We start from the raw sequence: 15,707 nt of genomic DNA on the forward strand, positions 1-15,707 counted from the left end.
ATGCGACCCCCTCACCCGGCCATCGCCGCGGCCGCCAGATTCCTGGTCGGCACGTTCGGGCTTCTGCTGGTCGCCTCGGTGCTGATCTTCACGCTCGTGCGTTCAGCGCCGGGCGATCCGATCGAGATCGAGTTCGGCTCCACCGGTGCTGATGCCTACCTCACCCCCGAGCAACAGGCCCAGGCCCGCGAACTGCGCCGCGACGAGCTCGGCCTCGACGGTCCTGTCGTGTTCCAGTACCTACGGTGGCTCGAACGGGTCGTCCAGCTCGATCTGGGCATCTCGTATCGGACGGGACAACCGGTCACCGAAGAGATCCTGTCCCGACTGCCGGCCAGCATCGCGCTGGGCGCCGCCGGTTTCGCGGTCGCCATGCTGCTCGCGATCGCGATGGGGCTCCTGGGCGCTCGACGACCGGGTGACGCCTCCGATCACGCGATCCGACTCGGGACGCTCGCGATGGCAACCGTACCCACGTTCCTGTCCGGCACGATCCTGTTGCGTTGGGCCGCCGGGCAATTCGACTATCCACTGGCCGGGGCGGCAACCGTGGCGAAGGTGTGGTTGCCGGCCCTCGTGATCGGGCTGTCGAGCATGGCCACGATGTCGCGCCTTCTGCGTGCGTCGCTGATCGCAGAGCGCTCCAGACCGTACGCGGCCGCCGCGGCCGCTCGGGGCGCCGGACCCAGCACAGTGCTCCTCCGGCATGTGGGCCGCCCGGCCCTGACCCCGGTCCTCACCCTTGCGGGCCTGGCGTTCGCCGGCCTCATCGCCGGGTCGGTGATCACCGAGACCGTCTTCTCCTGGCCGGGCGTCAGCGCCTACGCGGTCGGCGCCATCGCCGATCAGGACTACGCGGTCGTCCAAGCCTACGTCCTGCTCGTCGTCGCGGTGGTGGTGATCGTCAATCGTGCGGTCGACGCCGTGCAGAACGTGCTCGATCCCCGCGTCGCCCAACGAGCCGAGGTTCCCGCATGACCGCGGGATCCGTCGCCGCGGAGGTTCCCGTCGCGAGACCACGGAGACGGTCGGTCCGCGCCGGGCGCGGCCTCGCCATCACCGGCGCACTGCTGCTCGGCGGCATGATCCTGCTCGTCCTCGCCGCCCCGTACGTCGCGCCGTACGACCCCGCAGCCCAGGAGATCGGCCCGGTCCTCGCCGGACCCAGCGGCGAACACTGGTTCGGCACCGACCGGTTCGGTCGGGACGTGTTCTCCCGGGTCCTCTGGGGCGGCCGCGCGACGCTGCTGGCCTGTGCACTCGCGGTCGCCGGCGTCGTGGTCTTCGGAGCCGCGGTCGGCGCGCTGCTCGCCGGGCTCGGTCGTCGAGCCGATGTCGCCGCACGCGGGGTCCTCGATCTGCTGATCGCGTTCCCGTCCATCGTCGTGGCCCTGGCCTTCGTCGGACTCCGTGGCCCGTCCCTCGCCACCGCGCTCCTGGGGGTCGCCGTGGTGCTGTGGGCACCGTTCGCGCGATTGTCCCGCGCGGTCGTGCGCTCGGCGATCGCCGAACCGTCGGCGGTCGCCGCACGCGCGGTCGGCAGCGGACGCCTTCGCCTCCTCCGCTACGAGGCATGGCCGCGCGTTCGTGGCCCACTGGCCGTGTTGGCCGCCGTCGAAGCGGCGCAATTGATCAGTGTCGTTGCCGGATTGAGCTTCCTGGGCCTCGGCGCGCAGCCACCGAGCGCGGAATGGGGTGCCATGTTGCAGGATGGCCGCGCATCACTCTGGGCCGCGCCGCACCTGGTGATCTGGCCGGGTGTGGCTGTACTGGTGACCGTCCTCGGCCTGGTGCTGCTCGCCGAAGGACTCCGCGACATTCTCGATGTGGATTCGACGGGTCACCGGTGAACACGTACACGAGGCACGATGCCGACACTCCTTCGCGAACAACCGGTCACGTGCTGCTGGTCCGTGGCCTACAGGTCCGGAGAGGAGGTTCAGATATCCTGCGCGACATCGACTTCCACGCTCATAGTGGACGCATCCACGTCGTCCTGGGCGCGAGCGGCAGCGGGAAGTCGACGCTGTTGCGCTCGCTCGTCGGCCTGGTGCCCACACCGTCGAGGACCCGCGCGGACCTCATGCAGCTCCGGGTCCCCGCCGGCGATTTCGATCTGACGTCGTCGCGGCGGCTCGCCGACGTACGCGGCGTCCACATCGGACTCGTCGGTCAGGACCCGGCGCTCGATCTGACTCCGTTGCGCCGTGTCGCCTCGATCGTCAGGGAGACCACCGCAGGACATGCCGAGGTAGCCGACGTGCTCGAACGGTGCGGGCTCCCCTCCGGTCGCGACATCGAGCGCAAGTACTGCTTCCAGCTCAGCGGGGGCATGGCGCAGCGACTCGCGCTGGGGCTTGCGACCGCCCGAGGGCCGGAGCTGCTCCTGGCCGACGAACCGAGCACCGCGCTCGACGCCATCTCACGTGCCCGCCTCGCCGAACACCTACGTGCTGCCGCCGACGAGGGCTCGGCGGTGGTCCTGGTGACCCACGACGTCGGACTGGCACGTCTGCTCGCCGACGACGTGACGGTCCTCGCCGACGGCGAGATCGTCGAGACCGGGCCCGCTCGGCGAGTGCTGGACGAGCCCGTCGCCGAGGCGACCCGTCTCCTGGTCCGACCCCGCGCACCACGAGCGCGCCCGCGGCCCGCGCGCGCCCCCGTTCGACTCGATGCCCTCGACGTCACCGGTCTCCACGCCGGATGGGACGGACACGCGGTACTCCGTGACCTGTCGCTCCGCATCGGTGCCGGCGAGGTGGTCGGACTCGCGGGCCGGAGCGGCGCCGGTAAGTCGACTCTCGTCGCGTGCCTCACCGGGCTCCTAGCGCCCGACGGTGGAACGATCCGCATCGGCGGTCTCGATTCTGCGACCACCTCGTGGCGTCGTCTGCGTCGTGAGGTCCAGTTGGTTCCGCAGGACCCCCGGGGCTCCCTGAATCCGTGGCGGCCGATCGCCGACCAGATCCGGGATCCGCTCGACGTGCACCGGGTCGGCCGTCGCGCGGAACGCAGCGCTCGTGTCGACGAACTGCTCGATCGGGTCGGATTGAGCGGCCATGGAGGTCGCCGACCGGGAGCCCTGAGCACCGGACAGTGTCAGCGCGCGGCGATCGCACGCGCACTCGCCCTCAGACCCCGGCTGCTCATCGCCGACGAGCCGGTCACCGCCCTCGACACCGCGCTGCGCGCGGACATCCTCGAACTCTTCGCCGAGATCATCGCCGGCGATCAGATGTCCGCGCTGATCATCTCGCACGACCTCCACGTGCTGGAGTACCTCGGCGACCGCGTCGCGGTCCTGGACGACGGTCACATCATCGAGGATCTCGCGGCGCAGTCGATACGGGTGGACGCGCGTGCGCCGTTGACCGCCGAACTGCTCGCCGCACTTCCACCACTTGTCGGCAACGATTCCCCGGAGGTGGTGCGTGCTCGGTGAACTCCGTGCGATGAGTCCGGCCGCCCGGCTGCTCGTCGTGAACCAGACCGGCGTCAATCTCGGCTTCTACATGGTGCTGCCGTTCCTGGCGTCCTACCTGCTCGACGACCTGGGGATGGCCGCGGCGACGGTCGGGCTGGTGCTCGGCGCCCGGGCGCTCAGCCAGCAGGGTCTGTTCCTGCCCAGCGGCATCGCGGTCGACCGCTTCGGGCCGTGGTACTCCATAGTCGCCGGGTGCGCATTACGCGTCGTCGCGTTCGCCGGGCTCGGCCTCGCCGACGATCCGGTGATCGTGGTGGCCGCGGTCCTTCTCATCGGCGTGGCGGGCGCGCTGTTCAACCCGGCCGCGCGCACCTACCTCGCGCTGGAGTCCCCGGACCGTCGAGCCGAGGCCTTTGCGGTGTTCGAGGTCTTCGGCAACATCGGCGCCCTGCTCGGTCCGGTCCTCGGGGCACTACTGCTGTTGGCCGACTTCCAGACGAGCTGCTTGCTCGCCGCGCTGGTGTTCGCCGTGCTGACCATCGCGCAAGTGCTCGTACTGCCGCGCGCGGGCCGTACGGGCGAACCGACCCCGGTGCTTGTCGGCCTTCGAGAAGTGCTGGCGGACAGGCGTTTCGGCCTACTGGTTGTCGCCATGTCGGCCTACCTCGCACTGTTCAACCAGTTGTACCTGACCATTCCCGTGGAGGCACGGCGCGTGACGGGCAACGGTGGCTCGATCGCGGTGCTCTTCCTCGTGTTCAGCGTGCTGGGGATTGCACTGCAGGTGCGGATCACCCGGTGGTGTGGTCGGCGCTGGTCTCCGGGGACGTCCGTCGCCGTCGGCCTCGCCACGATGGGCGTGTCATTCCTCCCGCTGCTCGTCAGTACGGCCCTCGTCCCCGCGGCGTCATCGGACTCGACGATCGTGCATGCGTCGGTGCAGGCCATCCCGGTCGTACTGGCGACCATCGTCTTCACGGTCGGCGGACTCATGGTCGTGCCGTACGTCGTGGTGTTGCTGTCGAGCCGCAAGGGTGATCGCCTGCTGGGCACCGCCTACGGCTGGTATTACCTCGTGGCCGCGGTCGCGACGATGATCGTCGCGTGGCTGTCGGGCGCGTTGATCGGCGTCGAGGGCAGCCTGGGCCGATCGCTCTCCTTCGCGATGCTCCTGGCCGTCGGACTCGCCGGCTCGGCGGGGGTGTACGTGTCGTCTCGGGGCGTCCCGCCCAGGTCACCGAACCACCAGACCGTGGACGTTCCTACGTGAGGTAGGCGTAGGCCGGGGAACCCGGTTCGAGCCGCTCGCAATGGAGTCGGGAGTGGGCCATTCGATCCATGAGCCCGCCGAGCCCGTCACGGTGTCCCAACTCGACACCGACCAGGGCGGCACCGGTCTCCCGGTTGTTGCGCTTGACGTACTCGAACATCGTGACGTCGTCGTCGGGCCCGAGCACCTCGTCGAGGAACCGGCGTAGTGCGCCCGGCTCCTGCGGGAAGTCGACGAGAAAGTAGTGCTTGAGCCCCCGGTGCACCAGCGACCGCTCGATGATCTCGCCGTACCGGGACACGTCGTTGTTGCCCCCGGAGACGAGGCACACCACGGAGGCATCCGCCGGGAGGCGAAGTTTGTCGAGGATCGCGATCGCGAGCGCACCCGCGGGTTCGGCGATGATCCCCTCGTTCTGGTAGAGCTCGAGCATCGCCGAGCAGATGGCGCCCTCGTCGACGTGGGTGATGTGCGCCGTTCCCGGCACCGGCGCGAACCGCTCGTCGGGCATCACCCGCACGGCCGGGGTCGCGGTGATCTCGGCGAGAACCGGATGGTCGGTGACCGTTGCGCCCAGGTCCGACAGCACCCGGTGCCCGATGGCGCCGATCCGTTTGACGGCCGCGCCGTCGACAAAGGGGTCGATCTCGGCGAGCGTGACCGGACCGCCGTTGACCAGCGCAGCGCTCAGCGACACCGCACCGGTCGGCTCGACGCCGACGATCGTGACGTCATCGGACAGGCCGCGGAAGTAGGTCGCCATCCCGGCCAGGCATCCCCCGCCGCCGACCGGCGCGACGACGATGTCGGGGACACGACCGAGCTGTTCGACGATCTCGTGCGCGATGGTCCCCTGCCCGGCTGCGGTCCGCGGGTCGTCGAACGCGTGGATCCACACCGACCCGGTGCGCATCACGTCCTCCTGAGCGGCAGCCGCAGCGGCGTCGTAAGTGTCTCCGACGGCCCGGAGTTCGACGAATTCGCCTCCGTGCCAACGGATTCGGTCTCGCTTCTGCTTGGGCGTGGTGGTCGGGACATAGATGCGTCCGGGCACACCCATGCTGCGGCAGGCGAACGCGACACCCTGGGCGTGGTTACCGGCACTGGCCGCGACGACGCCACGCGACAGTTCCTCGGCCGACAGCTGCGCCATCACGTTGTAGGCGCCCCGCAACTTGTACGACCGGACGGCTTGCAGATCCTCACGCTTGAGGAAGATCTCGGCTCCGGTATCGGCCGACAGCCGCGGACAGATCTCGAGGGGGGTACGCGCCACCGCGTCGGCGATACGGATCGACGCGGCTTCGATCGCGTCTACCGACAGAGCCTGCTGATGAACCGGGACGTGGTGCGTACTCACGACTGCCATGTTCTCACTGTCCACTCTCGTTCCGGTGCCGCGGGTTGCGGCGACACCGTCATGACGCCCGGACGAATCGCCATCGCGCCACATTCGCCCGAACGGAGGCGTAACACTGGACGGGTGCGTTTGACAGCGACCCGGACGGGAATCTCCTCGACGACCGTTCCAGCTCGTCACCATCGACGGCGACCAGCCTCACTCACCAGGGAGCAGCCATGACAGCTCGTCGAGCCTTCCCGACCAACACCCGGCGATTCTCGCGTCTGGCCGCCGTGGGTGCGGCTGCCGCGCTGGCCGTCGGCCTCGGTGCCGCGGTGGACCCCGCACCGGCCACCGCAGCCCCGGTGTGCGCGGGAGCCGGCCAGCCGGCACGCCTCGTCGGCTCGGTACCGGGCGCGGCGCTCGAAGGTCTGACCGTCGATGCCGGCGGTCGGCTCTACACCACCGACCTCGTCACGGGCCGTGTGTATCGCCTCGCGGGACCGGGCGCGCCCGCCGTTCCGATCGCCCGCGTACCGGGCGGAAGCGGAGCGGGGGCGCTCGCGTGGACGCCGGGCGGCACCCTGCTGGTCGGCTATGGCGCCGACCCACGCGTCTTCGTCGGCGACGCCCTGCGACACGCCTCCATCGCCCGCCTCGACGTCAACACCCGCGCGCTGCGCCCCTGGGTGTCGGGACTCTCGGCGGCCAACGGCATGGACGTATCGGCACGCGGAAATGTCTACGCCACCAACGACTTCGGCAATCTGATCGGGCGGGTTGGTCCGAACGGTGCGGTGCAGGCGGCGTGGGGAGCGCTACCCAGCGCCAACGGTGCGGTCCTCGGCAGCGGCGACGGGTGGCTCTATGTGTCGCGGACGTTCGTGAACCCGGGCGTCAGCCGGATCTCCACCACGAATCCGCGAGTCGTGCAGAATCTGCTGAACGTCGGTGCGCCGTCGACTCCGGACGGGTTGACCCTGGATTCGCGCGACCGTCCGATCGTGCCGTTCAACGCCACGGGTGAGATCGTCCGTGTCACCTCGCCGGGCAGCTACTGCGTGCTCGCGACCGGCCTACCGACCTCGAGCGTGGTGTCCTACGGACGTGGGAACCGCGGATTCTCCGCCGGGCGCCTGTTCCGCGCCGGGTTCGACGGTCGGATCTACGAGATCCCGGGCGGGTTCGACGCCGGAGCGACGGCGGCCGTCCCCGGCAGGTAGCGCTCGCCCCACCACACGGCGAGCAGGGTCAGTCCGCTCGCCCAGGCGGTGACCTCCAGCGACCCGACGAGCACGAGGCTCACCAGGGCGACCGCCGCGGCTGCGACGAGCGCGTGGACCTTGTGCGCGGGCCACTGCACGCCGAAGACGTCGACGGTGCGGGCTGCCCGCGGCTCACGATGGCTCGCGTCGACATCGATCAGGGTCGTCATCTCGAACCACTCCCTCACTGGCCGCGTGCACTGGACGTGTCGACGAGTGTAGCGGAAGGCGAAGGAAAATGTTCGGGGACCCGAATCCTGGGTCACGGCTACGGGAAGTCGTGCACCCAGGACACCCTCATCTCAGCTCAGGCAACTGGGCCCCAGGAGTGCCTTGAGGTCCCCCATCAGCGCCGAACTCGGTGCCACGCGTAACGACTCGGTCAGTTTCAGCTGGGTCTGCCGCTTGTCGCTGACCAGAGTGACGTGCACGTCGGCCATACCGGGGTGCCGGGTCAGCACCTGCTTGAGCGCGGCGACGCGATCGGGAGTACACAGCCGCGCCGACAGCGTCAGGGCGACGGGTTTGGTCGCCCCGGCGGTTTCCAGGTCCGGCACCGCCAGGTCGTTCGCGCTGATCATCATGCTGTCGTCGCGCAGGTTCACACGCGCCTTGATCAGGACGATGTTGTCGGCGACGATGTCCATCCCGTACGCGACATAGGCCCGAGGGAAGAAATAGACCTCGACACCACCGACCATGTCCTCGAGGGTGACCGCGGCCCACGGCTCGCCCTTCTTGTTCACCCGCCGGGTCACCGAGGAGATGATGCCGCCGATGGTGATCTGGGCGCCGTCGGAGACGTTCCCCTCGAGCAGCGTCGAGATGGAGGTGTCGGTGTGCGCGGCGATCGCATGCTCGACGCCGCTCAACGGGTGACCGGACACGTAGAGCCCCAGCATCTCTCGCTCGATGGCGAGCTTGTGCTTGGTGTCCCACTCCTCCTCGGGCACCTTGACCGCGAAGACCTCGGCCATCGAGTCGTCGGCCCCGCCGGCGTCGCCGAAGAGGTCGAACTGGCCGATCGCCTCGGCCTTCTTGGTACCGATGACCGATTCGACGGCCTCCCCGTGCACGAGGAACAGGCCCTTGCGCGGATGTCCGAGTGAGTCGAATGCCCCCGCCTTGATCAGCGACTCCGTGACCTTCTTGCTGCACGCGGCAACGTCGATCTTGCCGAGATAGTCGGAGAAGTTGGTGAACTTCCCCTTCTCCTCGCGCGCGGCGATGATCGACCCGACGACGCCGGAGCCGACGTTGCGGATCGCAGCGAGACCGAACCGGATGTCCTTGCCGACCGCGGCGAAGTTCCGTTGCGACTCGTTGACATCGGGCGGCAGCACGGTGATGCCGAGCTTGCGGCAGTCGGCGAGATAGATCGCCGCCTTGTCCTTGTCGTCACCGACCGAGGTCAACAGTCCGGCCATGTACTCGGCGGGGTAGTTGGCCTTGAGGTACGCGGTCCAGAACGACACGAGGCCATAGCCCGCGGCGTGCGACTTGTTGAACGCGTAACCGGCGAACGGAAGGACGGTGTCCCACAGCGCGGTGATCGCTGCCTGGGAGAACCCGTTGGTGCGCATGCCCTCCGCGAAGCCGTCGTAGGCCTCGTCGAGGATCTCCTTCTTCTTCTTGCCCATCGCGCGACGCAACAGGTCGGCCTGGCCGAGCGAGTACCCGGCGACCTTCTGCGCGATCTGCATGATCTGCTCTTGGTAGACGATCAGGCCGTAGGTCTCCGACAAGATCTCCTTGAGCGGTTCCTCGAGCTCCGGGTGGATCGGCCGGATGTCCTGCAGGCCGTTCTTACGCTTGGCGTAGTCGGTGTGGGCGTTCACCCCCATCGGTCCCGGACGGTAGAGCGCGAGAACCGCGACGATGTCCTCGAAGCCGGTGGGCTGCATCATCTTCAGCAGTTCGCGCATGGCCGCGCCGTCGAGCTGGAACACACCGAGCGTGTCGCCGCGGGCGAGCAACTCGTAGGTCTTCTCGTCCTCGAGCGGCAGCTCGTCGAGGTCGAGGTCGATGCCCCGGTTCAGCTTGATGTTCTCCAGGGCGTCACCGATGACGGTGAGGTTGCGCAGCCCGAGGAAGTCCATCTTGAGCAGACCGATGGCCTCACACGACGGATAGTCCCAACCGGTGATGATCGCGCCGTCCTGCGCGCGCTTCCACACCGGGATCGCGTCGGTCAGGGGCTCCGACGACATGATCACCGCACAGGCGTGCACACCCGCGTTGCGGATCAGTCCCTCGAGTCCGATCGCGGTGTCGTAGATCTTCTTGACGTCCGGGTCGGTCTCGATCAGCGTCCGGACCTCGGCGGCCTCGCCGAACCGCTCGTGCTCGGGATCGGTGATACCCCAGACCGGGATGTCCTTGGCCATGATGGGCGGCGGGAGCGCCTTGGTGATGCGGTCGGCGATGGCGAACCCCGGCTGGCCGAACTGGACGCGCGCCGAGTCCTTGATCGCGGCCTTGGTCTTGATGGTGCCGAACGTGATGACCTGGGCCACCTTGTCGCTGCCCCACCGGTCGGTCGCATACCGAACCATCTCGCCGCGACGACGGTCGTCGAAGTCGATGTCGATGTCGGGCATCGACACGCGCTCGGGATTGAGGAAGCGCTCGAAGAGGAGTCCGTGCGGGATCGGGTCGATGTTGGTGATGCCCAGGGCCCAGGCCACGAGGGAGCCGGCCGCAGAGCCACGGCCCGGGCCGACCCGGATGCCGACCTCGAGGGCATGGCGGATCAGGTCGCCGACCACCAGGAAGTAGGCGGGGAACCCCATCTGGATGATGACGTCGAGTTCGTAGTTGGCGCGCTGCAGGTATTCCTCGGGCACCTCGGTGCCGGCGAAGCGACGCTCCTTGAGTCCCTTGGCGACCTCCTTGCGCAGGAAGGTCTGCTGGGTCTCGCCGTCGGGCACCGGGAAGACCGGCATCCGGTCGCGGTGGGTGAAGACCTCTTTGTACGACTCGACGCGTTCGCCGATCTCCAGGGTGTTGTCGCAAGCGCCCGGCACGACCGAATCCCATTGCTCGCGCATCTCGGCGGCGGACTTCAGGTAGTAGCCGTCGCCGTCGAACTTGAACCGGGTCGGATCGGAGAGGGTCTTGCCGGTCTGCACACACAGCAGGGCCTCGTGCGCGGCGGCATGCTCCTTGGTCACGTAGTGGCAGTCGTTGGTGACGATCGGCTTGATGCCGAGTTTGCGGCCGATCTCGAGCAGACCGTCGCGGACGCGCCGCTCGATCTCGAGTCCGTGCTCCATCAACTCGAGGTAGAAGTTGTCCTTGCCGAAGATCTCCTGCCACTTCGCCGCGGCCTCGAGCGCCTCGCGATCGTGACCGAGCCGAAGCCGCGTCTGCACCTCACCGGACGGGCAACCCGTCGTCGCGATGATCCCCTCGGCGTGGGCGGCGATCAGATCCTCGTCCATCCGCGACCACTTGCCGAGCTGTCCCTCGATCGACGCCAGTGACGACAGCTTGAACAAGTTGCGCAGCCCGGTCGCGTTCTCGGCGACCATGGTCATGTGCGTGTACGCACCCGAGCCCGAGACATCGTCGCTCTTCTGCTCGCGGGTACCCCACTGGATTCTCTTGGTGTCGAACCGCGAGCCGGGGGCGATGTAGGCCTCGATGCCGATGATCGGCTTGATGTCGTTCTTCACCGCGGTGTTGTAGAACTCGCTGGCGCCGAACATGTTTCCGTGGTCGGTCATGCCGATCGCGGTCATCCCCAGGCGTTTGGCCTCGGCGAACAACGGGGACACCTTCGCCGCACCGTCGAGCATCGAGTACTCGGTGTGGTTGTGCAGGTGTACAAACGAGTCCGTCACGGCGCCTCTTCTGTCGAGATCAGTCTGTAGATGTCGGTTCAGTGGTCAGATGTCGGTTCGATCGGCGGTCATCGGCACACGGCAGTCTCCCCATGGCGTGTGAGGTCCGGGCCGGGGTCCACTCTAGGCGCGTGCACCGACACCTCCGGGCTGCCACTCCGGGGCGTGACGGATGGGACAACTGTGGTACCACGGCGGCGTCGGCCACCGGGCTCACAGCGCCAGGAACACGACGATGATCGCGATCAGCAACATCACGGCGACGACGGCCAACACCACGGGCAGTCTGTTCGACGCAGGACGTCCCGACCCGGCGGGATTCCGCGGGACCGAGCCGCCGGGACCCGGCCGGGGGGCGATGCCGGGGCCACGCGGGGGGCCGGGGAGGTTCGGCTGGGCGGCGTCGGGCCGGAGGTGGTCGTTGCTCTGCCGGAAAGGGTTCGACGGGGGGTGCTGCCAGACCGCCGGGTCGGCGCCGGTCGTCGGCCTCGAGCCCGGCCCCGGTCGGCCACCTGCACCCGGCCGCGATCGTCGATCGGGGCGCGGCGAGCCGACCGGACCCCGGTCCGGCGACCTGCCTGTCGGCGCTCCACGCGCCGGGGCCGCGCGCTGCGTCGCCTCGTGTGCGGGGTCCTGGTTCGCGGCGGGCGGACCGGGACGGGATCGGCGACGATCCACGGGCGTTCGGTCGGCGGGCGTTCGGTCGGCGGGCGTTCGGTCGGCGGGCGACGGTGTCGCCCGGCCGGGCTGCCCGGGCGTCTCCGGGGCCCACCGCGAGCCCGGTACGCCAGGCCCGGCCACCTGACCGGGAATCCCGCGGATGGTCTCGGCGTCGAGGTCGGCCACCGACCTCGGCCGCACACTCCGGAGGCTCGTCGCGAGAGCGTCGGCGAACTCCCGGCAACTGGCGAAGCGGTCGTCGGGCCGTTTCGCCATCGCCCGGGCGATGACGGCGTCGGCCTCGGGCGAGAGTCCGGGTACGAGCTCGGAGACCCGCGGTACCGGTTCCTTCAGGTGCGCCCCGATGACCGCGCCGTTGTCGCGGTCGTCGAAGGGCACGCGCCCGGTGAGGAGGTGAAAGGTGGTGGCGGCCAACGAGTACTGGTCGGTCCGGCCGTCGAGTCGACGACCTGTCAGCTGTTCGGGCGAGGCGTAGGACAGCGTCGCGAGGACAGTGCCGACCGAGGTGAGCGCCTCGGTCTCGTCGGACAGCTTGGCGACCCCGAAATCCGTCAGCAGGACCCGCTGCTCGTCGAACGACGAGTCCTCTTCGTCGACTTCGGCGAGCAGGATGTTGGCGGGCTTGACGTCGCGGTGGAGCAGTCCGCGCCGGTTGGCGTGGTCGATCCCCCGCGCCACCTCCGACACGATGTGCACCACGCGCCGCGGGGCGAACCGGCCGCGTCCGGCGAGTTCGCGCGCGCAGTCGGTCCCGGGTACGTACTGCATGGCGATCCACAGGAGATCGGCCTCGGCCCGATTCGACGCCGACGGTGTCGGGGTGTCCGAGTTCGGCGTCGTCGACCTCGCGGACACCGGCACGTTCGCGCGTCCGCGATTGAAGACCGTGACGATGTTGGGATGGTCGAGTGTCGCCGCGACCTCGGCTTCCCGCAGGAACCGCCGACGGAAGTTGCTGTCGGTCAGTCCCGCCGAGGCCTTGAGCACCTTCAGTGCGTCGTACCGGGGCAGCTCCGGATGCCGGGCGAGGAACACCGCGCCCATGCCGCCGCTACCGAGTACCCGGTCGACGCGGTACCCGGCGACGAGTGTTCCCGGCTCGAGCACCCCCTCAATCTAGGCGAGTTCGGCAGGGATGTCGCCCACAAGCGGCCGATCGAACGGCCTGGTCGTCGCCGCGAGCCCGGGGCCACCCAGCCGTCCGGGCCGAGACACCGGGCCCACCGGCATCCGGGCCCGGATGCCGCCTACGTCGCCCGCAAGACCTCCAGGGCGTCCTGCAGATCCTCCGGGTAGGACGAGGTGAACTCCACCTGCCGACCGTCCGCGGGATGGGCGAATCCGAGTGACCGCGCGTGCAACCACTGGCGTTCCAGACCCAGCTTCTTGGCGAGGACCGGATCGGCGCCGTACGTCGGATCGCCACAGCACGGGTGATGCAACGCGGAGAAGTGGACCCGGATCTGGTGTGTGCGGCCGGTTTCGAGGTGTACGTCCAGCAGCGACGCCGCCGCGAACATCTCCAGGGTGTCGTAGTGGGTGACACTCGGTTTGCCGTTGGCGGTGACCGCGAACTTCCAGTCGTTCCCGCGGTGACGGCCGATCGGGGCGTCGATGGTCCCCGACGGCGGGTCGAGGTGTCCTTGGACGAGGGCGTGGTACCCCTTGTCCACGGTCCGCTGTTTGAAGGCCCGTTTCAGCAGCGTGTACGCCCGCTCGGACACCGCGACCACCATGACTCCCGAGGTACCGACGTCGAGACGGTGGACGATGCCCTGGCGCTCGTGCGCACCCGAGGTCGAGATGCGGAAGCCCGCGGCCGCGAGGGCCCCGATGACCGTCGGCCCACTCCAGCCGACGGACGGATGCGCGGCCACTCCGACAGGCTTGTCGACCACGACGATGTCGGAGTCGTGGTAGATGACCTCGAGGTCCTCGACCGGCGTCGGTTCGACGCGCAGCGGTTCCTCCGGCTCGGGCAGCGTCACGTGCAGCATCGTGCCCGCGGCGAGCTTGTGGGACTTCCCCACCGCCACCCCGTCGACGACGACATCGCCGTCCTCGGCGAGAGTGGCGACGATGGTGCGCGACAGCCCGAGCATCCGGGAGACGCCGGCGTCCACGCGCATCCCGTCCAAGCCGTCGGGCACCGGCAGGAAACGCGACTCACGCATGGGCGCCACCCTCGGTGGCCGCGGGGTCGCGCTCGTCGCGGCGGTCACGTCGCGCCGCCCAGCCCGTACGGGTGCCGTCGTAGTCGAAACCGAGCGCCGAGAGCACGACCAGCAGGATGGCGCCGCACACGACCGCCGAGTCGGCCACGTTGAACACCGGCCACCATCCCACCGACACGAAGTCGACCACGTGACCCTGAAGAGGTTGCGGTGACCGGAAGATCCGGTCGATGAGATTGCCGATGGCGCCGCCGAGGACGAGCGCCAGACCCGCGACCCACCACCAGGACCGCAGCCGGCTGCTGTAGCGGATGATCACGAGGACGACGACCAGGGCGATGATCGAGAGCACCCAGGTGTACCCGGTGGCGAGCGAGAAGGCCGCCCCGCTGTTGCGCACCAGACGGAGGGTCACGAAGTCACCGATGATCTCCACCGGGCGCATCGGATCCAGCGTGGCGACCGCGATCGACTTCGTCAGCTGGTCGAGGCCCAGGATCACGAGCGCGACGCCGAGCACCGCGATCGTCACCTTCGGCACCCGACGGCCGTTCCGACCGCCGGAGGTGTCGGTGTCATCGGCTCGGCGGTCGGCCCCGGGTTCGACATTTCCGTGCGGGTCCGCATGCTCTCTACCCGTCAGGGGTTGGTCATCCACAGCATCATTGTCCACGACTCGTCGAATACCCTGGCTACCCGTGTCCCCGCATCCCCGTCGTCTCCGGTCCGTCGTCTCGTCGATCGCGGCGGTGACCGCGCTGTCGGTACTGGTCGCGGGATGCTCGTCGGACGCCGAGGAGACGACCGGCGCCTCGGCGTCGAGCACGACGGCGGGCTGCAGCACCGACTCCCCGTCCCGAGCGGCGGGCGCGGCGCCGGTCCCGATCGCACCGGCGACGGTGACGCTCGTCGACGCTGGTGACGGTGAGCGCCGGGTGCCCATCACCGCACCGGATGTCGACACCACCCAGTCGGTGACGCTGGTGACGACCTCGCAGGTCGCCTCGCCGGGCAGCGCGGACGCCCAGACCGTCGAGATGCCCCTCGCGGCGCGCTTCGGCTGCGCCGACCTCACCGACCTCGAACTCGACCTCGGCACGGTCACGTCCCCCGACACGACGCTCAACGACGCGTTGTCGGCGATGACCGCGGCGAAGGCCGGGCTCACGCTCGGTCCGGGCTATGCGCCCGTGTCGCTGCGGATCGCACCGCCGGACGCGGCGGGCGGCGAGGCTCGCCTCGCGGTCGAACAGGCACTGGTGTCGGCGTTCAACACCGCGGTCGTGCTGCCGGCCGAACCGGTCGCGGTGGGTGCGACGTGGCGGAGCGAACGGGTCGTCGCGGCCGCGGCAACGGTGACACAGACGATCGACGCACGGCTCACCGCCTGGGACGGCAACCGGCTGACCATCGACTACACCCTGGACGAGACCCCGGTGAACTCGGTGTTCGCGATCCCCGGGGGCGGTGACAGCCTCACGATCAGCCGCTACAGCTACGCCGGTGAGGGCACGGTCACCGTCGATCTGACCCGTGGCCTTCCCGTGTCCGGCGAGGCCACCTACCGGGGAGCCCGTGAACTCGTCGGTGCCGACCCGGGCCGACCATTGCTGCAGCAGACCGGGTTGTCCGTCACCTGGCGCTGAACGCCGACGACCCCGGCTCGCCGACGAGTTCTCGGCGATCCGGGGTCGCGGATCATG

General features: G+C 69.2%; 12 protein-coding genes. 6 read left to right on the forward strand and 6 right to left on the reverse strand.

Going from position 1 to position 15,707, the window contains the following annotated elements:
* The 4 genes from ACFW3F_RS13570 to ACFW3F_RS13585 are packed head-to-tail and all read left to right on the forward strand — an operon-like array spanning window position 1 to window position 4,697.
* Window positions 1–978, forward strand: a complete 978-nt coding sequence (locus tag ACFW3F_RS13570) for an ABC transporter permease (protein WP_388058106.1) — start codon at window positions 1–3, stop codon at window positions 976–978.
* The gene (locus ACFW3F_RS13575) at window positions 975–1,850 is read left to right on the forward strand and encodes an ABC transporter permease (protein WP_388058108.1); all 876 of its coding nucleotides are present in this window, start codon (window positions 975–977) and stop codon (window positions 1,848–1,850) included. The genes ACFW3F_RS13570 and ACFW3F_RS13575 overlap by 4 nt, the downstream gene beginning before the upstream one ends.
* Before the next feature lie 50 nt (window positions 1,851–1,900).
* Window positions 1,901–3,445 (forward strand): ABC transporter ATP-binding protein, encoded by a 1,545-nt coding sequence (locus tag ACFW3F_RS13580; RefSeq protein ID WP_388058109.1) that lies wholly within the window; start codon window positions 1,901–1,903, stop codon window positions 3,443–3,445.
* On the forward strand, window positions 3,435–4,697 hold the full coding sequence (locus tag ACFW3F_RS13585; RefSeq protein WP_388058110.1) for an MFS transporter: 1,263 nt from the start codon (window positions 3,435–3,437) through the stop codon (window positions 4,695–4,697). Before ACFW3F_RS13580 ends, ACFW3F_RS13585 begins: the two co-directional genes overlap by 11 nt.
* Here the strand turns inward: ACFW3F_RS13585 and ilvA are convergent.
* Entirely contained in the window at window positions 4,690–6,066 is a 1,377-nt protein-coding gene (ilvA, locus tag ACFW3F_RS13590) for a threonine ammonia-lyase IlvA (RefSeq protein WP_388058112.1), read from the reverse strand. The two genes, ACFW3F_RS13585 and ilvA, sit on opposite strands and share 8 nt — an antisense overlap.
* Before the next feature lie 209 nt (window positions 6,067–6,275).
* On the opposite strand from ilvA, the gene ACFW3F_RS13595 reads away from it, so the two are divergent.
* The gene (locus ACFW3F_RS13595) at window positions 6,276–7,262 is read left to right on the forward strand and encodes an SMP-30/gluconolactonase/LRE family protein (protein WP_388058114.1); all 987 of its coding nucleotides are present in this window, start codon (window positions 6,276–6,278) and stop codon (window positions 7,260–7,262) included.
* Here ACFW3F_RS13595 and ACFW3F_RS13600 read toward each other — a convergent pair.
* The 5 genes from ACFW3F_RS13600 to lspA all read right to left on the reverse strand — a co-directional run bounded on the left by ACFW3F_RS13600 (window position 7,205) and on the right by lspA (window position 14,662).
* Window positions 7,205–7,474, reverse strand: coding sequence for a hypothetical protein (locus tag ACFW3F_RS13600; protein WP_388058116.1), 270 nt, complete (start codon window positions 7,472–7,474; stop codon window positions 7,205–7,207). The two genes, ACFW3F_RS13595 and ACFW3F_RS13600, sit on opposite strands and share 58 nt — an antisense overlap.
* A gap of 132 nt (window positions 7,475–7,606) precedes the next feature.
* A complete protein-coding gene (gene dnaE, locus ACFW3F_RS13605) occupies window positions 7,607–11,149 on the reverse strand; it encodes a DNA polymerase III subunit alpha (RefSeq protein WP_388058118.1) in 3,543 nt (1,180 codons plus the stop codon).
* A 213-nt stretch (window positions 11,150–11,362) separates the two neighbouring features.
* Complete coding sequence (locus ACFW3F_RS13610) at window positions 11,363–12,937, reverse strand: protein kinase (protein ID WP_388058120.1); 1,575 nt, start codon at window positions 12,935–12,937, stop codon at window positions 11,363–11,365.
* Window positions 12,938–13,077: 140 nt separating this feature from the next.
* Window positions 13,078–14,004, reverse strand: a complete 927-nt coding sequence (locus tag ACFW3F_RS13615) for an RluA family pseudouridine synthase (protein WP_388058122.1) — start codon at window positions 14,002–14,004, stop codon at window positions 13,078–13,080.
* Entirely contained in the window at window positions 13,997–14,662 is a 666-nt protein-coding gene (gene lspA / locus ACFW3F_RS13620; protein ID WP_388058124.1) for a signal peptidase II, read from the reverse strand. Before lspA ends, ACFW3F_RS13615 begins: the two co-directional genes overlap by 8 nt.
* 40 nt (window positions 14,663–14,702) lie before the next feature.
* Between lspA and ACFW3F_RS13625 the strand changes: the two genes are divergently transcribed.
* Window positions 14,703–15,650 carry a hypothetical protein gene (locus ACFW3F_RS13625; RefSeq protein ID WP_388058126.1) on the forward strand — a complete coding sequence of 316 codons (948 nt, stop codon included), beginning with the start codon at window positions 14,703–14,705 and terminating at the stop codon, window positions 15,648–15,650.
* Window positions 15,651–15,707 lie beyond the last annotated feature (57 nt).

The sequence above is a fragment of the Gordonia sp. NPDC058843 genome (genome assembly GCF_042743165.1).
In the GTDB taxonomy this organism is placed as follows: domain Bacteria; phylum Actinomycetota; class Actinomycetes; order Mycobacteriales; family Mycobacteriaceae; genus Gordonia.